Source organism: Pseudomonas sp. S1_E05, assembly GCF_056337105.1.
On record NZ_JBFRHM010000001.1, the window covers coordinates 4,766,957 to 4,788,649 of the forward strand.

Sequence of the window (21,693 nt, forward strand, 5' to 3'; positions counted from 1 at the left end):
GTTTGTATGGGGCGGTTTATACAGTAGCTTGCTATGGATGCAACCGCGAAATAGAAAAACCCGGCCGAGGCCGGGTTTTTCATTAGACAGCGTTGAGTCACATCGAACGCAGGGCAGATCAGCCGTTCTGGCGGATACCGGCCACCAGCCAAGGCTGGTTCTCACCCTGAGCACGTTCCATGTTCCAGCTTTCGCTGAAGACTTCGCCCTGGTCGAAGCGAGAGGTCTTCGACACGCCGCTGAAGGTCAGGGTGGCGATGGTCTTGTCGGCACGATCATCGACGCCATCGAGTTGCACGTTGAGGTTGTCAATGTAGGTCGACTGGAAACCGTCGCCCAGATCGGCACGCTCGCGCTTGAGGAACTCAAGCAGTTGCGGGGTCACGAACTCGGCAATCTTGTCCATTTCGTTGGCGTCCCAATGTTGCTGCAGGGACTGGAAGTGACTGCGTGCGGCTTCAATGAAGTTGTGCTCATTGAACCAGGCCGGGGCATTGATCACCGGACGGGCGGCAGCCGGAGCCGCGGAACCACCGAAGATCGAGCCCATGGATGGCTTTTGCTCGAACACTTCACGCTGCATTGGAGCGCCGGCTGGAGCGAGGTGCTCCTGTTGCTTGCGGCGGCGAGCGGCGATGAAGCGGAAGACCAGGAAGGCAATGACTGCCATGATCAGGATGTCGAAGATCTGCATGCCCTGGAAGCCGCCGCCCATGAACATGGAGGCCAGCAGGCCACCGGCGGCGATGCCGGCCAGGGGGCCGAGCCAGCGAGAGGCACCGCCGGCTTTGGCGGCAGCGCCAGCGGCACCGGCCGCGCCCGCAGTGGCAGCAGCGCCGCCTGCAGCAGAAGAAGGGGCCATTTGGCTGGTCTGGTGAGTCGGCGCGGCGCCGGAGCTCTTGCCGCCACCAAAGCGCTTGGCGTTGGCGTCGAGGCTCATCGTCAGGCCGATGCACAACGCCATGGCGATGCTAAGAAAACGTTTCATAAAGGGAATTCCCATTTGTGGATGGCACGCGTCGCCATGTTGCACAGGTGAAGGGTGACTGGCTAGCGACAGATTGTTTCGGGCTTTTGCCTGACAGGTCGGGTTCAGCTTCAGTCAGCGCAATCAGGCTTGTTCATTTTGGTCAGTAGGATTGGTGGAAAAGTTCTGTAGGAAGGTGTCTCAGCGTCGTAACGCCAGCATCACCACACCCGCAGTGATCAGACCGATTCCACCCCATTGGCGCAGGTCGAGTTTCTCGCCCAGCAGCAAGACGCCAAGCACGGCTACCAACACCACGCTGAGCTTGTCCACGGGTGCCACCAACGACGCTGGGCCGACTTTCAGCGCACGGAAGTAGCAAATCCACGATGCTCCGGTCGCAAGACCCGACAGCAGCAGGAACAGGTAACTCTTTGGCGAGATTGATCCCAGGGATTGATATTGGCCCGTGGCGTACAAAATCAAGGCCAGGCTGACCAGGACCACCACGGTGCGCAGCAGCGTGGCGAAGTCCGAGTTGACGTTTTCCACGCCGATTTTCGCGAAAATGGCGGTCAACGCCGCGAAAGCAGCGGACAACAGCGCCCAGAACGTCCAGGAAGAAAAGAAACCCGAGCCCATGGTTGCTCCTTGTGGTGACAGTCCCTGTAGGAGCGAGCTTGCTCGCGATGGCGGTGGGTCAGTCAATACTGATGTGGCTGATACACCGCTATCGCGAGCAAGCTCGCTCCTACAGAAAGCCCTAGATCGCTTCCAGCTTCGCATACCCCAGCATCAGCCACTTGCTGCCTTCGCTGAAGTTCACCTGTACCCGCGCCTGGGCTCCCGCGCCCTCGAAGTTGAGGATCACGCCTTCGCCAAACACCGAGTGGCGTACGGCCTGGCCAAGGGTGAAACCGGTTTGCGGGATCTCGCTACCGCTGAACAGGCTGGATGTACTTTGTTGCTGACCGCCACCGAACGGCCGGCTCACGCTATTGGACAGCCGTACTTCCTGAACCAGACCTTTAGGCACCTCACGTACGAATCGCGAAACCTTGTTGTAGGTCTCACTCCCGTACAGCCGTCGGGTTTCCGCGTAGGTCATGACCAGATTCTGCATGGCGCGGGTAATGCCCACATATGCCAGACGCCGTTCCTCCTCGAGACGGCCGGGTTCTTCCAGGCTCATCTTGTGCGGGAACAGGCCTTCTTCCATGCCCACCAGGAACACGTAGGGAAACTCCAGGCCCTTGGCGCTGTGCAAGGTCATCAACTGAATGCTGTCTTCGTGCTCGTCCGCCTGGGTATCGCCGGCCTCCAGCGATGCGTGGCCGAGGAACGCCGCCAATGGCGTCAGGTCTTCGTCCTCTTCGGTGTTTTCGAAGTTGCGCGCGGCGCTGACCAGTTCCTCAAGGTTTTCGACCCGGGCCTGGCCTTTCTCGCCTTTTTCCGCCTCGTGGTAGGCGATCAGCCCGGACTGCTCGATGACGGTTTGGGTCATCAGGTGCAGCGGCATCTCGATGCACTTGGCGGCGAGGTTCTCGATCAACTCCATGAACGCGCCCAGTGCGCCGGCTGCACGGCCAGTCACGCCTTTGTTGGCGATCAACTGGCGCATGGCTTCCCACATCGATACGTCGCTGTGGCGCGCATGTTCGCGAATCGCTTCAACGGTTTTTTCGCCGATGCCACGGGTCGGAACATTGATTACCCGTTCCAGCGCCGCATCGTTGCCACGGCCTTCCAGCAAGCGCAGGTAAGCCATGGCATTCTTGATTTCCGCCCGCTCGAAGAAGCGCTGGCCGCCATAAATTCGATACGGAATGCGCTCGCGTAGCAGGGCTTCTTCCAAAACGCGCGATTGGGCGTTGGAGCGGTACAAAATCGCGATATCGCTGCGGGCCAGGCCGGTTTTCAGCGCGCTTTCAATGGTTTCCACCACATAGCGTGCTTCGTCGTGTTCGTTGAACGCGGCGTACAGGTTGATCGCTTCGCCATCGCCGCCGTCCGTCCATAGCTCCTTGCCCATGCGCCCGGTGTTGTTGGCGATCAGGGCATTGGCAGCTTTCAGAATGCCGGCGGTGGAGCGGTAGTTCTGCTCCAGGCGGATGATCTCGGCATCCGGAAAATCATCGGAGTACTGATAGATGTTCTCGATTTTTGCGCCACGCCAGCCATAGATCGACTGATCGTCGTCGCCGACCACCATCAGGCTGTCGCCGCCCTTGGCCAGCAGCCGCAGCCAGGCGTACTGGACGGCGTTGGTGTCCTGGAACTCGTCCACAAGGATGTGACGGAAGCGTTTCTGGTAATGCGCCAGCAGGCCTGGATGATCGCGCCACAGGTCCAGTGCGCGCAGCAGCAGTTCGGAGAAGTCGATGACACCGGCGCGCAGGCACGCGGCCTCATAGGCTTCATAAATGCTGCGCATGGTCGCCAGGAACAGGTCGCCACTGGCTTGAATGTGTTGCGGACGCAGGCCTTCGTCTTTCTGCCCGTTGATGAACCACTGGGCCTGACGGGCCGGCCAGCGCTGCTCGTCCAGGCCCAGGTCGCGGATCACGCGCTTGACCAGTCGCTGCTGGTCGTCGCTGTCGAGAATCTGAAAGGTCTGGCTCAGGCCGGCTTCCTGCCAGTGCGCCCGCAGCAGTCGGTGCGCCAGGCCGTGGAAGGTGCCAACCCACATGCCGGCCGGGTTGATGCCCATCAGTTGCTCGATGCGATGGCGCATCTCGGCAGCGGCCTTGTTGGTGAAAGTCACCGACAGGATTGAGTGGGGCGAGGCGTTTTCGACCTGGATCAACCAGGCGATACGGTGCACCAGCACTCGGGTTTTACCGGAGCCAGCACCGGCCAGGACCAACTGACGACCCACGGGGGCCGCTACGGCCTGACGTTGGGCATCGTTGAGGGAGTTCAGCAAAAGGGAGAGATCATCGCGCATCGGGGCATTCTAGGGGGCCGCGCCACACCGGGCAAACCCCGCTTTGCTTTAGCCGATGAAAGATGCGGCCGGGACGACCGGTCGGTCATCCGCTGCAGGTGCTGACGGGCCTCGCTCGCAGGGTTTGCGGGGGGCCGGAGGGCCAAGTACTTTTGTCGAATTTATGATCTGCAGCAGTTTGGTAAGGTCATTGGCTTGTGTATGCTCCGTCCACGTTCGGACTCAGCTCATCCTTATAAGAACAAGAATATTGTCTATGACCCTCAGCTCCGACCTGTCGGGCCCTGTTGTGGAGCCCCGGGTTATTCGCAAACAGTACGCCATGGAAATGGCGGTCGAGCGTACGCGCCTGCTTTATCAAGGCTCGCTGTTGCCGACACTGTTCATGCTGATCAATGGACTGGTCTGTGCAGGCCTGCTGTGGAGTCCACAGCGCTATTTCGTGGTCACCGTCTGGCTGGTGTGGTTGCTCTCGCTGGTGGCGTTGCGCGTCATCCAGGTGGCGGCCTTCGATTCGGCGATACCTCACCGCCAGGCTCATCCCGTCTGGCGTCGCATGTTCCTGCTGGGCTCGGCCATGACCGGGCTGACGCTGGCCGGCGCCGGCATCGCCCTGGTCCCCGCCGACGATTTCATCCAGCAGGCCTGGGTGTTTGGCCTCATCGGCGCGGCGGCGCTTTCGGCCAGTGTGGCCTACGCAGTCAGCCTTCCTGCGTTCCTTTCGTTCACCTTGCCATGCCTCTTGCCTGCCATCGCTTACCTTTTCTGGGGCGGTGACTCACAAGGGCAGGGTTGGGGCTGGTTCGGACTGATCCTGCTGGGCGCATTGAGTGTCGTGGCCTGGCAGGTCAACCGGTTGATCGATGGCGGCTTGCTGCGTCGTTTCCAGAACCAGGCGCTGATTGAACACTTGCAGGCCGCGCAAAACCAAAGCGATCAACTGAACCAGGAATTGGCCAGGGAAATCGAGCAGCGTCGCCGTGCTGAAGATGAGTTACGTGAAATCCAGACCGGGCTGCAAACCCGCGTCGACGAGCGCGGCCTCGAGCTGGACGCCGCCAACCATGCTCTGGGAAAAAGTGAGGCACGGCTGGCGCTGGCGTTGAAAGCCAGCGAATTGGGGTTGTGGGACTGGAATCTGCAGACCGACGAGGTTCACCACACGCATCTGCAGGAGCTGTTTGGCCTCGATCCGGAGTTCATTACGGCGATGCTTGGTCATCTCACGCCGCGTTTGCACCCGGAGGACGTGCCAGGACTCAAGCGGGCACTGGTCGAGCACTTGAAGGGCCGCAGCGAGGATTATCAGATTGAGTACCGGGTGCGCCATGGGGCGGGTCATTGGGTCTGGATCGAGGACCGGGGGCGCGCGGTCGAGCGTACCGAAAATGGCCGGGTGATCCGCATGGTCGGCACCCGCCGCGACATCACTGCCAGTAAAAACCTCGAGGCGCAGCAGCAACTGGCGGCGACGGTGTTCGAGGCGGCCAGTGAAGGCATCATGATTTTCGACCCGAACTACGCCCTCATTGCGGTCAACCAGGCGTTCAGCCGTTTAAGCGGTTATGACCTGGAAGACATGATCGGGTGCAACGTTGTCGAGCTGCCATGCAGTCGCGATGCCCGCCGGCACTACGGGGCGATCCATCAGGCACTGGAGCAGCATGGCAGTTGGCAAGGCGAGCTGGTGGAAACGCGCAAGAATGGCGAGCTGTATCCGCAGTGGCTGCAATTGAACGTTGTGCGCGATAACCGAGGAAATATCAGCCATATCGTGGGCTTCTTCGCCGATCTCTCAGCGCGACGTGAATCTGAAGAGCGCATGCGCTATTTGACTCACTACGACGAACTGACTGGCCTGGCCAACCGCTCGCTGTTCCACGAACGCCTGAGAGAGGCCCATCAGCGCGTTCGCCAGGGCGGTCGTAGCCTGGCGTTGCTGCACATTAACCTCGACCGCTTCAAATTGCTCAACGACAGTCTGGGCCATGAAATCGCCGACCAGCTGTTGCAGAAAATGTCCCGGCGTCTGGTCAACGCGCTGCCGGAGGCGGACACCATCGCACGGCTGTCCGGCGATGAATTCGCCGTGCTGTTCGACGCCTACGGCACACTCTCGAGCCTGGCGCGGGTGGCGACGCGACTGTCGACCAAGCTGCGCGTGCCGGTGACGGTCGACGGGCATGAACTGGTGGTCAGCGCCTCCATGGGCATCAGCATGCTGCCGGACAATGCGCGGGAAATCTCCGCCCTGGTGAGCCAGTCGAACATGGCCATGCAACACGCCAAGCACCTGGGCGGCAACAATTTCCAGTTCTACACCGACAGCCTTCAAGCCAGCACCCTTGAGCGCCTGCAACTGGAAAACCGGCTGCGCAAAGCCATTGAAGAAAAGCAGCTGAACGTCTTCTATCAACCCAAACTGTGCCTCGCCACCGGCCGGCTGAATGCTGCCGAGGCGCTGGTGCGTTGGGATCACCCTCTATTAGGCAACGTCCCGCCGGGAGACTTCATCGGCCTGGCCGAGGAAACCGGGTTGATCGGCCCGATCGGTGAGTTTGTGTTACGACAGGCGTGCTGGCAGGCCTGCGAGTGGCAGCGCCAGGGCCTGGAGCCTATCCGGGTGTCGGTGAACCTGTCGGTGCATCAACTGCGCCAGGGCAAACTGGTAAGCCTGGTGCGTCAGGTGCTGGAAGAAACTGGCCTGGCGCCGCACTACCTGGAACTGGAACTGACCGAAAGCCACTTGCTGGACAGCGTCGAACACATCATCGCGACCTTCCAGCAACTGCGGGACCTGGGCGTGAAGCTGGCGATCGACGACTTCGGCACCGGCTACTCGTCCCTGAGTTACCTCAAGCGGATTCCGGTGGACTACGTGAAGATCGATCAATCGTTCATTCGCGGCCTGGGGGAGGGCACGGTGGACGCGGCGATTACCCGAGCGATTATTGCGATGGCGCATGGGTTGTCGTTGAAGGTGGTGGCCGAGGGGGTCGAGAAGCAGGAGCAGTTGGAGTTTCTGCAAGGTGAGCGCTGCGATGAGGTGCAGGGTTACCTGATCAGTCGGCCGATTGAAGCGGATGGGCTGGCGTCGCTGCTACGGGCTCAACGCGGATAATCCTGCCACTAGCGCTACATCTCGCATTCCTTGCCAAAACAAAGCGGCCTCCAGCCATTCAGTTACTCATTTGAGCAGGCAAAAAGCCGATTCATGTAGTATAACTACAAGCGTGCTACATCTCCGGCACCTGCCCATAACAAAGAGTCCAGGCCCTTGAATCTGCTGCAACACATTGCCCAGTCACGTCACCTGTTACGCAAGTCGGAGCTCAAGGTCGCCGACCACGTGCTGCTTGACCCTGCGGCGGTGATGCACAGTTCCATGGCCGATCTGGCCCACAGCGTGGGTATCAGCGAGCCGACCATCGTGCGCTTCTGTCGTGCCATCGGTTGCTCCGGGTTTCAGGATCTGAAACTCAAGCTGGCGCAGAGCCTGGCGGCGGGGGCGAGTTTTGGCCAGTTCGCCATCCATGAAGATGACTCCGTCGCCGACTACAGCCTGAAGATTTTCGATACCACGCTGCACACCCTGATGGAGGTTCGCGAGAAGCTCGATCCGGTGGAGTTGCAACGGGCCGTGTCGCTCATGTCCCAGGCGCAGCGTGTCGAATTTTATGGCTTCGGTGCATCCGGCGCGGTGGCGGCGGATGCGCAGCACAAGTTCTTTCGCCTGCTGCTGACGGCGGCGGCGTATTCCGACCCGCACATGCAGGCGATGTCGGCGGTGACGCTCAAGCCAAGCGACGTGGCGATCTGCATTTCCCAGTCGGGGCGCTCCAAGGACTTGCTGATTACGGCCAACCTGGTGCGCGAAAGCGGCGCCTCGTTGATTACCCTGTGCCCGAGCCAGACGCCGCTTGCCGAGTTGTCGACGGTCAATCTGGCCATCGACGTGCACGAAGACACCGAAATTTATACGCCGCTGACTTCGCGCATCGCTCACCTGGTGGTGATCGACGTGCTGGCGATGGGCGTGGCCATGGCGCGCGGGCCGAGCCTGGTCAACCACCTCAAGAGCGTCAAGCGCAGTCTGCGCAGCTTGCGCTTGTCGCCAAAGGCGGTGAAAGCGCTGGATGATTGATGACTGGCGTCGTCGCAGGGTCGTGCCGACCCTGATCGCGAGCAAGCTCGCTCCTACAACGGTTTTGTGAACACCGCTCCATTGTGGGAGCGAGCCTGCTCGCGATAATTCCCTCCAGATCGACAACTTTCACGAGTCTGTCACGCCCCCGCCGCCAAACGGTCATCCCCCGCGCCCATCCTGTAACTCCCGTACTCGCCTTGGGAGACTCGAAATGGCCCAGCCCTACGAAGAACGCAACAGCGCTGTCAGAACCCGTCGTCAACAGGAAGACCAGCGCCGCATGGAGTTTCGCCGCGCCATCGAAGATCGCTGCGAGCGCCGCCAGTTAATGGCCGAGATCGGTGATTTTCCAGAGCTGGAACTCAACTACTGGCAGGCAACTCCCGCAACTTCCCGTCGAAACGCTCAACCAGGGCGCTGATCTGCACCCGTTCGCTGCGGATGAACGCAAGGAATGCGTGGGCCACCGGCGACAGCCGCTTGGCCTTGGCCTGGACCAGGCACCAACTGCGAAACAGCGGCAGCTCCTCGACCGGTAACTCAATCAAACCACCGGTCGCCAATTCCAGGTTCAGGGCGTGGCGCGTCATCAGCGCGACGCCCAGACCCGCCAACACGCATTCCCTTTGAGCTTCGGCCGACGAGACCTCCTGAGTCTGGTTGAAGTGCACGCGCTTCTCCTTGAAATACTCCTCGCAGGCCATGCGCGTACCGGAGCCGGGCTCGCGCAGCAGCAGGGTATAGGGTTCCAGATCCTGCAAGCGCAGCGGGCCCATGTGACACAGCGGATGATCGGGCGGTGCCACCGCGACGATCGGATTGTTGAGGAAAGGCAGGAATTCCAGCCCCATGTCCTGCGGAACCATGGACATGATCACCAAGTCATCACGGTTGTCCGAGAGGCGGCGGATCACCTGCCCACGGTTGACCACCGTCAGTTGCAGGTTGACCTCCGGATGCTGGCGCTTGAACGCGGCAAACAAGTGCGGCACGAAATATTTCGCGCTGGATTCGATGGCCAGTTTCAGTTGGCCCTGCAACGAACCCTGCATGTCCGACAGCTGCATGTCGAGATTTTCCAGGCGACCGAAGATGTCCCGACTGGCTCGCTGAAGCGCTTCAGCGGCTTCGGTCATGTAGAGCTTTTTGCCGACGTAATCGAACAGAGGCTGGCCAATCAGCTCTTCGAGCTGACGAATCTGCAGGCTCACGGCGGGTTGAGTGAGTGACATTTCGTCGGCGGCGCGGCTGTATGAGCGCAGGTCGCAGACCTCGTTGAAAATCTGCAATTGACGCAATGTCATACGCATCAATGACTTACGCATTATCCGATCACTCCTGCCGCAGGCTGATGGTTCAACTATAAGTCTTTACTTATGCATGACCCAATAATTAATCATTTTTGTTAATCCCTTGTGCGGGCTAGTGTGGGGCTGCGACTAAATTGAAACATTTGGTCACGCGTCGACCTGGTCTAGCAGGTCGTGGGTACCAGCGGCTCAAGGGAAACTCCAAGTGATAACAAAGATCCTGATCGCCAACCGTGGTGAGATTGCCGTCCGCATCGTGCGAGCCTGCGCCGAGATGGGCATCCGCTCGGTGGCGATTTTCTCTGATGCCGACCGCCATGCGCTGCACGTGAAGCGTGCAGACGAGGCTCACAGCATTGGCGCCGAGCCACTGGCCGGGTACCTGAACCCGCGCAAGCTGGTGAACCTGGCGGTGGAAACTGGCTGCGATGCCTTGCATCCCGGCTATGGTTTCCTGTCGGAAAACGCCGAGCTGGCAGAGATTTGCGCCGAACGCGGCATCAAATTCATCGGCCCCTCGGCTGAAGTCATCCGCCGCATGGGTGACAAGACCGAAGCTCGTCGCAGCATGATCAAGGCCGGCGTACCGGTGACTCCGGGCACCGAAGGCAACGTATCCGGCATCGAAGAAGCCCTCACCGAAGGCGACCGCATCGGTTATCCGGTGATGCTCAAGGCGACCTCCGGTGGTGGCGGCCGTGGTATCCGTCGCTGCAACAGCCGCGAGGAACTTGAACAGGCTTTCCCTCGAGTGATTTCCGAGGCCACCAAGGCGTTCGGTTCGGCGGAAGTGTTCCTGGAAAAATGCATCGTAAACCCCAAGCACATCGAAGCGCAGATCCTCGGCGACAGCTTTGGCAATGTGGTGCATCTGTTCGAGCGTGACTGTTCGATCCAGCGCCGCAACCAGAAGCTCATCGAGATCGCCCCGAGCCCGCAACTGACCCCCGAACAGCGCGCCTACATTGGTGACCTGTCGGTGCGCGCCGCCAAGGCCGTGGGCTACGAGAATGCCGGCACCGTGGAGTTCCTGCTCGCCGAGGGCGAGGTGTACTTCATGGAGATGAACACCCGGGTGCAGGTGGAACACACCATCACCGAAGAAATCACGGGCATCGACATCGTCCGTGAGCAGATCCGAATCGCTTCCGGCTTGCCGCTCTCGGTAAAACAGGAAGACATCCAGCACCGTGGCTTCGCGCTGCAGTTCCGGATCAATGCCGAAGACCCGAAAAACAACTTCCTGCCCAGCTTCGGCAAGATCACCCGTTACTACGCGCCCGGCGGTCCCGGCGTGCGCACCGACACGGCGATCTACACCGGCTACACCATTCCGCCATTCTACGACTCCATGTGCCTGAAACTGGTGGTGTGGGCGCTGACTTGGGAAGAAGCGATGGACCGTGGCTTGCGCGCCCTCGACGACATGCGTCTGCAAGGGGTCAAGACCACCGCCGCGTACTACCAGGAAATCCTGCGCAACCCGGAATTTCGTAGCGGCCAGTTCAACACCAGCTTCGTTGAAAGCCACCCTGAACTGACCAACTACTCGATCAAGCGCAAACCCGAAGAGTTGGCCCTGGCCATCGCCGCCGCCATCGCCGCCCACGCAGGCCTATGAATGAAACAGCTGTAAGCGCCGAGCTGCAAGCTGCAAGTAAAAGCCGATCTGCTTTTGCTTGACGCTTGTAGCTCGAAGCTTGCCGCTATGAGGAGATACCAATGACTAAGAAGATCTTCGTTACTGACACCATCCTGCGCGACGCCCACCAATCGCTGCTCGCGACCCGCATGCGCACCGAAGACATGCTGCCGATCTGCGACAAGCTCGACAAAGTCGGCTACTGGTCGCTGGAGTGCTGGGGCGGCGCCACGTTTGACGCCTGCGTACGCTTCCTCAAGGAAGATCCGTGGGAGCGCCTGCGCCAACTGCGCGCCGCGCTGCCCAACACCCGCCTGCAAATGCTGCTGCGCGGCCAGAACCTGCTGGGCTACCGCCACTACAGCGATGACGTGGTCAAGGCCTTCGTCGCCAAGGCCGCGGTCAACGGCATCGATGTGTTCCGCATCTTCGATGCCATGAACGATGTGCGTAACCTGCGCGTGGCCATCGAAGCCGTGAAAGCCTCCGGCAAACATGCCCAGGGCACCATCGCCTACACCACGAGCCCAGTGCACACCATCGAGGCGTTCGTGGCACAAGCCAAACAAATGGAAGCCATGGGTTGCGACTCGGTGGCGATCAAGGACATGGCCGGCCTGCTGACCCCGTACGCCACGGGCGAACTGGTCAAGGCATTGAAGGCCGAGCAGTCGTTGCCGGTGTTCATCCACTCCCACGACACCGCCGGCCTCGCCGCGATGTGCCAGCTCAAGGCAATCGAAAACGGTGCCGACCACATTGACACCGCCATCTCCAGCTTCGCCTGGGGTACCAGCCACCCGGGCACCGAGTCGATGGTCGCTGCCCTCAAGGGCAGCGAGTTCGACACCGGCTTGAACCTGGAACTGCTGCAAGAGATTGGTTTGTACTTCTACGCCGTGCGCAAGAAGTACCACCAGTTCGAAAGTGAATTCACCGCAGTCGATACCCGCGTGCAGGTCAACCAGGTTCCAGGCGGGATGATTTCCAACCTGGCCAACCAGCTCAAGGAACAGGGCGCCCTGAACCGGATGGGCGAAGTGTTGGCAGAAATCCCGCGGGTGCGCGAAGACCTCGGCTTCCCGCCGCTGGTGACTCCGACTTCGCAGATCGTGGGTACCCAGGCGTTCTTCAACGTGCTGGCCGGCGAGCGCTACAAGACCATCACCAACGAAGTGAAGCTGTACCTGCAAGGTGGCTACGGCAAGGCACCGGGCACCGTGAACGAGCAACTGCGTCGCCAGGCCATTGGCAGCGAAGACGTCATCGACGTGCGTCCAGCCGACCTGCTCAAGCCGGAAATGGCCAAGCTGCGTGAAGAGATCGGTGCGTTGGCCAAGTCCGAAGAAGACGTGCTGACCTTCGCCATGTTCCCGGACATTGGCCGCAAGTTCCTCGAGGAACGCGCTGCCGGCACCCTGACTCCGGAAGTGCTGTTGCCGATTCCGGAAGCCGGCAAGGTCGCTTCCGCCGGTGGTGAAGGCGTACCGACCGAGTTCGTCATCGACGTCCACGGCGAAACCTACCGTGTCGACATCACCGGTGTCGGCGTGAAGGCCGAAGGCAAGCGTCACTTCTATCTGTCCATCGACGGCATGCCGGAGGAAGTGGTGTTCGAGCCGCTGAACGAATTCGTCGGCGGTGGCAGCAGCAAGCGCAAGCAAGCGACTGCACCGGGCCATGTCAGCACCACCATGCCAGGCAACATCGTCGACGTACTGGTCAAGGAAGGCGACACCGTCAAGGCTGGCCAGGCCGTACTGATCACCGAAGCCATGAAAATGGAAACCGAAGTCCAGGCAGCCATTGCAGGCAAGGTCACCGCCATTCACGTGGCCAAGGGCGACCGGGTAAACCCGGGCGAAATCCTGATCGAGATCGAAGGCTGATCTAACAGCCTCGGTCACAACGTTTTAATCCTCGGGGGAGCGGGTGCTCCCCTTTTTTTTGCCCGAATTTCGTCGCCGCTCAAAAGCTTATGCGCCACGGCCCCATCAGGCCATGGCCGCGACTGTCGCTGCCCCTTTCTCCGTTCAAACCCACGCCCAGCGTATTGTGTGCCGAGAGGTTCAGGTCCAGGCCGGCATCGACCATCAACGTGTCCCGATCCACATGCGCACTGTAGACGCTGTACTCATTGCTGGTTTAAGCCTACAGAGGATTCTTCGACTGAGGTGTGTGTGCATTGTTTTGCAGATTTGCGGGGTAAAAGTGTTGAAAATCTGCATTTTATTGCGTTTATTACGACTGTTACGTCAATGCATATGCATTATGTTGCGTGTGTAGCCCTGAAAAACCTGGAGCAACGTTTGAAAGAGTGGCATCTGAAATGAGCATGACCGTCGCTGAACGTGCAGTGCTCTTGGACAGCATTCAGGAAGCGTTGAATCAGGGCACGCTTGAAATCGGCGAAGCCGTCCGGCGATTGCGGGTCGAGGTCACAGGCATGCACCAGGTTCAGTTCGCGAAAATGTGCAGGATATCGGTGCGCACACTGGTACACATTGAGCATGGGGAAGGGAACCAGACACTCAAATCGCTGAATGCCGTGTTCCGTCCCTTTGGCATGAAGATGGGGGTGGTGCGCATCCGCAGGGATTGAACCGAGAGCGCCTTCGCATACTTGGGCTCGGAGGCCTCTGTGCAGATGTCGGTGACTTATCCCCGGCACTCCGCCAACGTCTTCACTTGCCCGGCCCCCAACTGATTCTCATCACTCAACCAGCGCTCGAAACCCGCTGCGACTGCCGGCCACTCCGAGTCGATGATCGAGTACCACGCTGTATCGCGGTTCTGTCCCTTGACTACCATGTGCTGGCGGAACACGCCTTCAAAACTGAAGCCCAGGCGTTCTGCCGCGTATTTGGAGCGGGCATTGCCGTTGTTGCATTTCCACTCCAGGCGACGGTAGCCCAAGGCGAATGATTGCTTGGCCAACAGGTAAACTGCTTCGGTGCTTTTCGGCGAGCGCTGCATCGGCGCGCCGAAGGTCACGTGTCCAATTTCGATACGGCCCTGGGACGGTACGATCGACATCAGGCTGAGGATGCCTTGCACTTCACCGCTGGCGCGGTCGACCACGCTGAAGAAATACGGGTCGCTGCTGGCGGCGTGGTTGTTCAGCCAGTCATTGAAGACGCTGCGCTCCGGGAACGGGCCGTAAGGCAGGTAGTCCCACAGTTTCGGGTCGGCGCCGGGACCTTGCAAAGCGTTGAACAGCTCGTCGCCGTGTCGCGCCGGGTCGAGTCTTTCCAGGCGAATGAAGCGCCCTTCGAGGGTTTGCACGGTGGGGGCCGGGGCGCCTTTCCAATCGGCGAGTGAAGTCGACATCGTGTTCTCCTTGAACCTTAAATGGCTTTGCGAAACTGGATGAAACCCGGGCGTTCGGCGATACGCTCGTAGAGCTGGATCGCGGTGGCATTGGTTTCGTGGGTCAGCCAGTGGACTTTGCTGCAACCATCGGCCTTGGCCGTGGCATAGACGAATTCGATCAACTGGCGGCCGACACCGGTGCCACGGGTTTCAGGCACCACCAGCAAGTCTTGCAGATAGCAGGAGTTTTCGATGGCCCAGTTGGAGCGATGGTAGATGAAATGCACCATGCCCACCGCTTTGCCATCCGCCCAGGCCAGCGCGGCGTGGGTCGGTTCGCTCGGGTCGAGGATGCGCTGCCAGGTGCTCTGGCTGACCGCCTCCGGTAACTCGGTTTTGTAAAAGCGCAGGTAGGCCTGCCACAACGGCAGCCACGCGGCGTGATCGTCAGCGCTGACCTGACGGATTTCTATCTGGCTCATGGGTGTTCCTTATGTCATCAAGTGGGCGAGGGCGCGGTCCTGGGCATCCGGGCTGGCGGCAAGCCCTTCGCGCACGCCGGCAATGTCTGCGCTGCTGCGGTTCTGGCCGAGCTTGCGTTTGCCCTCCAGGCGTTGGATCGGCAAGGCAAAACCGACGATGGCCTTGAGCATGCCGTCGATGTAGTCGGCGGGGGCATCGGTGACCTTCCACGGCTGTGGGCGGCCGGTTTCGTGGCGATCGGTCAATGCACTGACCAGGTCATGCAGGCGTCCGGTGTCGGTGAATACGTCGGCAGTGCCATAGGCGTGCACCGCGATGTAGTTCCAGGTCGGTACAGCCTTTCCGTGTTCGGCCTTGCTCGGATAGAACCCGGGGCTCACGTAGGCGTCGGGACCAGCGAAGATCACCAGCGCCTCGGCGCCGTCCTGCAGGTCCTTCCACTGTGGATTGGCGCGGGCAAAGTGACCGTAGAGAGTGCCGTTGGCGCCCTCGTCCGGACGCAGCAACAGTGGCAAGTGACTGGCCTGCAAGCCCTGCGCACCGTGGGTCACGAGCACGGCCAAGCGGGTATCCCGCATTTGCTGCTGTATCTGCTGCAAATCGTCGATGGCAAAACTACGTGGCGTGTACATGGATATTTTCCTTGGCGATTGCTTGCATCCTAGGCAGGCTATTGGTCTGTTGTAAGAGCCATTTAAGACCCATTTAATAGGTCCATTACCATGACGGACGTGCCGCTTTCGCTTTCATTCAACCCGGCGGGCATAGAACTCGATCGACGCCAGGGGCTGAGTCGTCAGCTCTATCAAGCGTTGCGCGCACGGGTGCTCGACGGGCGATTGGTCAGCGGCACCCGGTTGCCAGCCAGTCGGGATCTGGCTGGCGCGTTGGCGATTTCGCGCAACAGCGTGGTCAGGGCCTACGATCAGCTCTACGCCGAGGGCTTCATTGAAGGGCGAGTGGGCGACGGCACGTACGTGGCTCAACTGCCGCAGACAAAAAAACTATCCACAAAAGTATCCACAGGCTTTTCAACAGGCTTACCCACAGGGTTATCCACAAATTTGCTGGATTTACCTGTGGTTCCATCCAGTAAAGTTATCCACAGTGGCGCGATGGAGAGGGTCGAAAATAACCATTTGGCCTTGCCGCCGAGCGGTCCTCCCCGAGCATTTCGGGTGGGTGTTCCGGCATTCGATCTGTTCCCTTTCGAGGTGTGGGCCAAGCTGAACGCGGCTTTCTGGCGCAAACCGGATTTGCACCAGTTGTGTTATGGCGACCCGGCAGGTGATGAGCGCTTGCGAGGGCTCATTGCCGCGTACCTGCGCAGTTCCCGAGGTATGCAGTGCACGGCTGAGCAAATTGTGATCACCAGTGGGGCGCAGCAAGGGATTAGCCTTTGTGCACAGCTGCTGGTGGAGTCGGGCGATGGGGTGGCTATCGAAAATCCGGGGTATCGCGCAGCGGGTCATGCCTTCGCCGTGGCCGGAGCGCGCCTGCAAGGTGTGGCGGTGGACAGCGAGGGTATCGACTGCAATGAGTTGGCGACCTACAGCAATTGCCGGCTGGCGTATGTCACCCCTTCGCACCAGTACCCGAGCGGTGTCGTCATGAGCCTGGCACGGCGTCTTGAATTGCTGGCCTGGGCCGAGCGGAATCAGGGTTGGATCGTCGAAGACGACTACGACGGCGAGTACCGTTACACCGGCGCGCCATTGGCGCCGCTGGCCGCCCTCGATCGGCAGGGGCGGGTGCTGTATGTCGGCACCTTCGGCAAAGTCGCCTTTCCGGCCTTGCGCCTGGGCTACCTGGTTTTACCTTCGGGGCTGGTGGACGCGTTTTCGCGGCGGCGTGCGGTGGATGTCCGGCACTCCGAAGTGAGCACCCAGGCGGTCATGGCTGAATTCATGGCGGCCGGGCACTTTCAGCGCCACATCCGCCGGATGCGCCGCGCAGCCTTGAGCCGGCGCAACACACTCATGGCGGATTGGCCCCAGGGCATTTCAGGTGTCGGCCAGCTGCCGAGTGTAGCGGCCGGGCTTCACTTGACGGTGGCAGTGGACTCAAAGGCCCGAGAGCAGGAACTGGTCGAGAAGGCCGCACGTGTCGATGTCGAGATCAACCCGCTGAGCAGCTACTGGCTGCCCGACTCACAAACGCCGCTGGACCTGCGTGCCGGGCTGGTGCTTGGCTTTGCAGCGGTGCCGGAGGCGGATATCCGGGCGGCGCTGACGCGGTTGAAAAAAGCCTGGCGCTGACCCCATTCCCAACCCTGCAGGAGCGAGCATGCTCGCTGCTACAGGGGATGGGTCAGTTTTTTGAGGGCAGGAACAGCGCCTTGGCCAATTGCGGACTGATTTCGCTGCGATAGATTTCGATCAGTTCGTTGTTGGACGGTGCGGTTTTCATTTCGAACCCACTGCCCAATTTGCGTTGAGAAACGGTTTTCAGATGGGCTGCTGTGTAGCCATCAATCGGCGTGTCTGGCTTGGGGTAATGAAAGTGCGCATACCAGAGCACCCCCTTGCTGTCGCCTGCTACGCGCTCGCGGATTTCGTACTCCTCGAGAAAATCCTTTCGTTGCCCCTTTAGCCGGGTTCGCCCAGGAATCCGAACAATGTCCACCAGGCCCTGATCCTGCAGCCATTGAACCCGGGCGGCGGTGGGTGGTTGTTTTTTGATCATATTGATTCGGCACTGACGCCCCTTTTCGTACAGGCTGGCGGCGCCGTCATTGAGCTGCTTGACCAGGTTGACGGCTGACACCTGGCCGCCGTCCGTGGCGTTCAGGTCGGTCAGGGCGTTTTCGATGGCGTCGGCCGCTTCTGTCATTCGGCGGGCCTGTTGACTGAACATGTCCTCGATTTCCACCGGAATGCGCCCTGCCTGGTTGGCGTGCGATTCGGTTCGACGGCTGAAGGACGCCATCTGGTCGAACAGCATCTGACCCTTCTGAATACTGGGGTCGAGGTTGGGGCGTGCCGTCGACGGCGTTTGCGCAGGCACATGCTCAAGCCAGTTGCCCGGGGTTTTCTCGTGAAAGGTCGCGATCACCTGGCCGGTCAGGGGTGATTTCACGTCAAACAGATCAGCTTCCTCGCCCGCCACTCGCTGGCGTGGGGTGCCGACCACCGTACCCTTGAAGCGCGTCTTGATGATGCGGCTATGCGGTGGTGCGGGCCGGGACGGTCCAGGTGTCGGTTCGAGTAGCCTGCGTTCAATCAGCAGGTGGGCCAATTGCTGCGTGGTGGGTTCGTTGAAGGCCTTGACCCGTTCGCGCATGAGGTCAAGGGGAGCGTCCAGGAGTTCATCGGGAAACTCGGGTCCCAGATCGGCAATGCGCTGATCGAGGTTGGAAAATTGCTCCACCAGGTCATTGAAACCGTCGATTCGCTCCAGCAATGGCAGAGTCTCGCCTTCAGCGGTGAGGTCCAGGGACGACTGGATTGTCAGGCAGACGTCTTCGACAACTCTCTCCATGGCTTGTCGCGCCGACGCCGAGTCACCCGGTGCGGCATCGTTGAGGCACAGCTCTTGAGCAATGCTGATCTGGAACATTTTCAGATCCTGCATTTTGAACCCTGGCATGTGCATTGAGTAATCACGGGCGATTTCGCTGGCGTCCTTGCCCAGTCGAGTCATTTCATCAATTCGGGCCTGGGCGAACTCGATTCTGTCGATAAAGCCCTGCGTCATGTCACTGGTGAGTTGATGGATCTGGCGAGGCGTCCGATCGCTTTCGAATGTTTCGTGGTCGAGCAGTGCAAGGGACTGGCGCATGGCTTCCCTGAAGCTGTTGTGTTGCAGGGCGAACCATTTTTGCGTCAGCGATAATTGCTGATCCAGACAACTGACCAGCACCGGTCGGTAGTTCTGCAGTGGCTCAAGTGCGTTGAAGTCCTTGACCTGTTGGATGTAGGCGCCGTACTCCACCACCTGCGCATCCAGCGTTTCGCCCAGCGCCTGGCGACTGGATTTGGAGAAGGCTTTTTCAGCTTTTTGCAGTTGCACTTCCAGCTCACGTTTTCGAATGTCGAACGCTTCCAGTTTCTGCCTCAAGTCTGTCTTGCGCTGCTCGTTCTGGCGCATGAGCATCTGGCGACGACCACCGCCACGCAACCGAAGACGCATGTCGACAAACCACTCCCCCTTGGCTGAATGAATCAATAACGGACCTTTGGCCGCCGGTGTCTTGCGCGAGTCGATGATCTGCACGTCTTCGTTGTCGTTGAGCGCGACTTCGAACCAACGCTGACCGACTTTGGCGTACCACTGATGGTTGAGCCCCCTCAGATACTGGTAGGCACCGGGGTCGAGCGCCGGTGGCTTGAGGTCGGCTGGTTCGGCAATGCTCAGGCCATCGAGGACTTCACCCAGGCCCTTGGAGGTCAGCGCGCCGAGCGCGTGCAACGAGGATTCGTGGGCGGCGGGGGGTAGGCTGGCTTGCCAATCCGGCAGGCGAATCACGCTCGCCTTGGGTGCAGGCAATGCGGGCGAGGCGGGACGCTCCACGATGGTTTTCTCCAGCACTTTTGCAGAGGATCTCTGCCGGGCGGCGGCCTGATGGGCGAGCACCATGCCGAGGGTCAGTAGCAAATCCGTCATGGCCGACCAGCTCCCCTCGTGGTCGTCGTTCGTCCAGGCGTCGTTGGCTTGTTGCAAGTCGTCCATGATTTGCCAGATCCACGCCGCCGTACTCACTGTGCGACCGAGGAACGGCAGCGCCATGCTGAACATCATCCACGCACCGTGCTTGAGTGTGGTCCAGCGGGCCTCGGCGTTGGACACCGATTGGCGATCCGCCAGTGTGACGATCGCGTCGGCGTTGGCTTTGAATAACGCGGCGACCGGTTCACCCTCCACTGCCGTGGTGCTGAACCTCACATTGGCCATCTTGCCGAGTAACGAGTTGGGCTCCACCAGCAATTGGCCAATGGTCCAGACCGCCGGCAGCTCGCCGGGAAAGACGTATTGCGAGTAGTTGAAACGCACGCCGTCCGGCAGCCAGGCCAGGATGGATTGCCGCAGTATTGTGCTGTGTCTGATCGCATACAGCAGGTTCGCCTCGCCTGGATATTGCAACAGCGGATGCTCAAGCAGCGGTCGGTAGAGCAGGCACGGACCCTTGGTCGCCAAGCGTGGCCCGATGACAAACATGTTCGCGACCGTATCCGCCGAGCTCTCGGCATCGTCGCCAGTGACGAACGCCAACGGCCGAATGATGATTTCCAGCCCGTCGACATAGCGCAGAGCGGGGTCCTCCTGCATGACCGCCAGCAGGTATTGATAACCGCGCTCGTCGAGACCTTCCTCGCCGCGGATCTTGCGTTGCAGCGCTTGCAGCGGCAGCTGGATGCGCAGGTGCCGACTGTACAAGCCTTGCCTGCGTGATGTGTCCTGCGTGTCGGTGAGCAGCTTGCGCTTGATCAGGGCGGGATAGGTCTGGCCAATGTCCACCTGAGTGACCAGTTGCTCCAGATACTCGGCGGTCATCCAGCCTGGCGTCGGGTTGCGGTTTTTGTACTGCACAGCCTTGTTCCCCAGCGGTAGGCCGACCAGATTTTGCAGTGCCAGGTCCACCAGCGAGAGCCGCAGGGTCTGGGTCTTCGTCGGTACGACAAAGGTCCCGATCACCACCACGCTGGTGATACTGAATTCGACGTCCTCAAGCTTGAGCGTCGAGGCATCGGGGTGATCCTTGATGATCCGCTCGCGCAGCCGTTGCAGGGTGAATTCGCGCAATGCCGGAATGTCGTCAAGAAAGGTCTTGCCCGCATCCTTTTCTCGCAAGTTGGCAATGTCCATCAAGTGCCGGCTGTAGCGGGTGAGGTCTGCCGGTGAAGCACGTTTCAGCCAGTTGGGCGTCAAGGCTTCGACTTTGCTGAAGTAGGAGGACGGTGGTTGGTCGCCGCTCGTGAAATTCCTGGGATGAGGATTCGAGGGCGATGACGGGTTCACAGGCGAGGACTTGTCAGGGCGGTTAAGGTCGCCAATGGCGTCGACTTCCAGGGCAATGAGTGCGCAGGCCTGATGATGAAAAAATGGCCGTCGGGCTCATACAGTCGCCACTGGATGTTCTGCTGGGTGGGCAGCCTTTTACCCAATGCGTCCAAAGAGTCGTAACGTTTGAATCCCTCGATGATCGAGTGCGTGATCACGTACGTCCGCCCGCCGAGTGTGCCAACGAGAACGGCCGCATCGAGAATCCACGAGTGCTTATCCGTTGTGCCTGGTTCTGCCACCACGTCAATGTCGATCAGGCACGCCTTGGTCAGGTACTTGTCGGTCATCCGTCGTATTGCCCGATCCGGCTGGCTGAACACCGCACGCGCCATGGCTTTTTCGTCTTCGTTCCAATCCAGGGTCGGGTCGCGGTTCCAGATGCCTTGCAGCGACAGCGAGAGTTGATGCCATCGCGGCGTTGAGGGGCGGATCAGCGTGTTCCAGTAATCGAGCTGTTGTTGCTGAAATGCATTGAACAACAGCGGTGCGAGCGAATTGAGCAGGCCGCCGATGGCATCGATCTTCACGGCCAGTTGAACCATCGGTTCGACACCCGGATGCAGTGTCAGAAAGTGTTCGCCGTCGATGTAATTCACGTACCCCCGCGTGTACCCCAGGCGTATCAGCACATTGGTCAGGGATTCGTAGGTGTTTTTTCCGGGGATCACGTGTCCGGTGGTGATCACCCAGGTCGGACTCACGACCGTGGCGAGCGCCGGATTGATTTCCAAGTGCGGGTACAACGCGGCAAGCGCTGGCCGCAGCACATTGGCGGCGACTTCAGTGATCAAGGGTCCCGTGATCAGTTCGGTCAGTAAATCCAGTTCTTTCTGGAAGGTGGTTTCGGACATGGTTGTCTCCTGATGACCGCTGCAGATGACA

The 21,693-nt window shown here is 60.1% G+C and carries 16 protein-coding genes; 7 read left to right on the plus strand and 9 right to left on the minus strand.

From position 1 onward, the window contains the following. Positions 1-118 precede the first annotated feature (118 nt). The 3 genes from AB4N33_RS21955 to uvrD form a co-directional block, all read right to left on the minus strand. Entirely contained in the window at positions 119-988 is an 870-nt protein-coding gene (locus AB4N33_RS21955) for a Tim44 domain-containing protein (RefSeq protein ID WP_460119578.1), read from the minus strand. A gap of 180 nt (positions 989-1,168) precedes the next feature. Beyond that, positions 1,169-1,609 carry an EamA family transporter gene (locus AB4N33_RS21960; RefSeq protein ID WP_460119580.1) on the minus strand — a complete coding sequence of 147 codons (441 nt, stop codon included), beginning with the start codon at positions 1,607-1,609 and terminating at the stop codon, positions 1,169-1,171. Between the two features lie 121 nt (positions 1,610-1,730). Then, entirely contained in the window at positions 1,731-3,914 is a 2,184-nt protein-coding gene (gene uvrD / locus AB4N33_RS21965) for a DNA helicase II (RefSeq protein ID WP_476458238.1), read from the minus strand. A gap of 256 nt (positions 3,915-4,170) precedes the next feature. Between uvrD and AB4N33_RS21970 the strand changes: the two genes are divergently transcribed. The 3 genes from AB4N33_RS21970 (at position 4,171) to AB4N33_RS21980 (ending at position 8,482) form a co-directional block, all read left to right on the plus strand. Continuing rightward, on the plus strand, positions 4,171-7,035 hold the full coding sequence (locus AB4N33_RS21970) for an EAL domain-containing protein (protein WP_476458239.1): 2,865 nt from the start codon (positions 4,171-4,173) through the stop codon (positions 7,033-7,035). A 156-nt stretch (positions 7,036-7,191) separates the two neighbouring features. Beyond that, complete coding sequence (gene hexR, locus AB4N33_RS21975) at positions 7,192-8,058, plus strand: transcriptional regulator HexR (protein ID WP_192307191.1); 867 nt, start codon at positions 7,192-7,194, stop codon at positions 8,056-8,058. A gap of 214 nt (positions 8,059-8,272) precedes the next feature. Beyond that, a complete protein-coding gene (locus tag AB4N33_RS21980; RefSeq protein WP_460119588.1) occupies positions 8,273-8,482 on the plus strand; it encodes a PA3496 family putative envelope integrity protein in 210 nt (69 codons plus the stop codon). On the opposite strand, the gene AB4N33_RS21985 is transcribed toward AB4N33_RS21980, so the two are convergent. Continuing rightward, the gene (locus AB4N33_RS21985; RefSeq protein WP_476458240.1) at positions 8,424-9,386 is read right to left on the minus strand and encodes a LysR family transcriptional regulator; all 963 of its coding nucleotides are present in this window, start codon (positions 9,384-9,386) and stop codon (positions 8,424-8,426) included. The two genes, AB4N33_RS21980 and AB4N33_RS21985, sit on opposite strands and share 59 nt — an antisense overlap. Before the next feature lie 190 nt (positions 9,387-9,576). On the opposite strand from AB4N33_RS21985, the gene AB4N33_RS21990 reads away from it, so the two are divergent. The 3 genes from AB4N33_RS21990 (at position 9,577) to AB4N33_RS22000 (ending at position 13,615) form a co-directional block, all read left to right on the plus strand. Next, positions 9,577-10,992, plus strand: coding sequence for an acetyl-CoA carboxylase biotin carboxylase subunit (locus AB4N33_RS21990; RefSeq protein WP_460119592.1), 1,416 nt, complete (start codon positions 9,577-9,579; stop codon positions 10,990-10,992). A gap of 101 nt (positions 10,993-11,093) precedes the next feature. Then, positions 11,094-12,902, plus strand: coding sequence for a sodium-extruding oxaloacetate decarboxylase subunit alpha (oadA, locus tag AB4N33_RS21995; protein ID WP_460119594.1), 1,809 nt, complete (start codon positions 11,094-11,096; stop codon positions 12,900-12,902). 440 nt (positions 12,903-13,342) lie between these two features. Further along, positions 13,343-13,615: a transcriptional regulator gene (locus AB4N33_RS22000; protein ID WP_460119596.1), complete on the plus strand. Its 273-nt coding sequence runs from the start codon at positions 13,343-13,345 to the stop codon at positions 13,613-13,615. 56 nt (positions 13,616-13,671) lie between these two features. Here the strand turns inward: AB4N33_RS22000 and AB4N33_RS22005 are convergent, their stop codons facing one another. The 3 genes from AB4N33_RS22005 to AB4N33_RS22015 are packed head-to-tail and all read right to left on the minus strand — an operon-like array spanning position 13,672 to position 15,440. Further along, a complete protein-coding gene (locus tag AB4N33_RS22005; protein WP_476458241.1) occupies positions 13,672-14,343 on the minus strand; it encodes a GNAT family N-acetyltransferase in 672 nt (223 codons plus the stop codon). 17 nt (positions 14,344-14,360) lie between these two features. Then, a complete protein-coding gene (locus tag AB4N33_RS22010) occupies positions 14,361-14,807 on the minus strand; it encodes a GNAT family N-acetyltransferase (protein ID WP_460119599.1) in 447 nt (148 codons plus the stop codon). A gap of 9 nt (positions 14,808-14,816) precedes the next feature. Further along, complete coding sequence (locus AB4N33_RS22015; RefSeq protein WP_476458242.1) at positions 14,817-15,440, minus strand: FMN-binding negative transcriptional regulator; 624 nt, start codon at positions 15,438-15,440, stop codon at positions 14,817-14,819. A gap of 90 nt (positions 15,441-15,530) precedes the next feature. Here AB4N33_RS22015 and pdxR point away from each other — a divergent pair, with 90 nt between their 5' ends. Beyond that, the gene (gene pdxR / locus AB4N33_RS22020; RefSeq protein WP_476458243.1) at positions 15,531-17,066 is read left to right on the plus strand and encodes a MocR-like pyridoxine biosynthesis transcription factor PdxR; all 1,536 of its coding nucleotides are present in this window, start codon (positions 15,531-15,533) and stop codon (positions 17,064-17,066) included. A 52-nt stretch (positions 17,067-17,118) separates the two neighbouring features. Here pdxR and AB4N33_RS22025 read toward each other — a convergent pair whose 3' ends face one another. Next, the gene (locus AB4N33_RS22025; RefSeq protein ID WP_476458244.1) at positions 17,119-20,676 is read right to left on the minus strand and encodes a dermonecrotic toxin domain-containing protein; all 3,558 of its coding nucleotides are present in this window, start codon (positions 20,674-20,676) and stop codon (positions 17,119-17,121) included. Positions 20,677-20,762: 86 nt separating this feature from the next. Then, complete coding sequence (locus AB4N33_RS22030; protein ID WP_476458245.1) at positions 20,763-21,662, minus strand: hypothetical protein; 900 nt, start codon at positions 21,660-21,662, stop codon at positions 20,763-20,765. Between the last annotated feature and the right edge of the window lie 31 nt (positions 21,663-21,693).

Excerpts from the sequence above, each read along its gene's own strand:
- oadA (WP_460119594.1), top strand. The coding sequence starts at position 11,094 with ATGACTAAGAAGATCTTCGTTACTGACACCATCCTGCGCGACGCCCAC.
- AB4N33_RS21955 (WP_460119578.1), bottom strand. The coding sequence starts at position 988 with ATGAAACGTTTTCTTAGCATCGCCATGGCGTTGTGCATCGGCCTGACG.
- pdxR (WP_476458243.1), top strand. The coding sequence starts at position 15,531 with ATGACGGACGTGCCGCTTTCGCTTTCATTCAACCCGGCGGGCATAGAA.
- AB4N33_RS21960 (WP_460119580.1), bottom strand. The coding sequence starts at position 1,609 with ATGGGCTCGGGTTTCTTTTCTTCCTGGACGTTCTGGGCGCTGTTGTCC.
- AB4N33_RS22030 (WP_476458245.1), bottom strand. The coding sequence starts at position 21,662 with ATGTCCGAAACCACCTTCCAGAAAGAACTGGATTTACTGACCGAACTG.
- AB4N33_RS22010 (WP_460119599.1), bottom strand. The coding sequence starts at position 14,807 with ATGAGCCAGATAGAAATCCGTCAGGTCAGCGCTGACGATCACGCCGCG.
- AB4N33_RS21970 (WP_476458239.1), top strand. The coding sequence starts at position 4,171 with ATGACCCTCAGCTCCGACCTGTCGGGCCCTGTTGTGGAGCCCCGGGTT.
- AB4N33_RS22005 (WP_476458241.1), bottom strand. The coding sequence starts at position 14,343 with ATGTCGACTTCACTCGCCGATTGGAAAGGCGCCCCGGCCCCCACCGTG.
- AB4N33_RS21980 (WP_460119588.1), top strand. The coding sequence starts at position 8,273 with ATGGCCCAGCCCTACGAAGAACGCAACAGCGCTGTCAGAACCCGTCGT.
- uvrD (WP_476458238.1), bottom strand. The coding sequence starts at position 3,914 with ATGCGCGATGATCTCTCCCTTTTGCTGAACTCCCTCAACGATGCCCAA.
- AB4N33_RS22015 (WP_476458242.1), bottom strand. The coding sequence starts at position 15,440 with ATGTACACGCCACGTAGTTTTGCCATCGACGATTTGCAGCAGATACAG.
- AB4N33_RS22000 (WP_460119596.1), top strand. The coding sequence starts at position 13,343 with ATGAGCATGACCGTCGCTGAACGTGCAGTGCTCTTGGACAGCATTCAG.
- AB4N33_RS21985 (WP_476458240.1), bottom strand. The coding sequence starts at position 9,386 with ATGCGTAAGTCATTGATGCGTATGACATTGCGTCAATTGCAGATTTTC.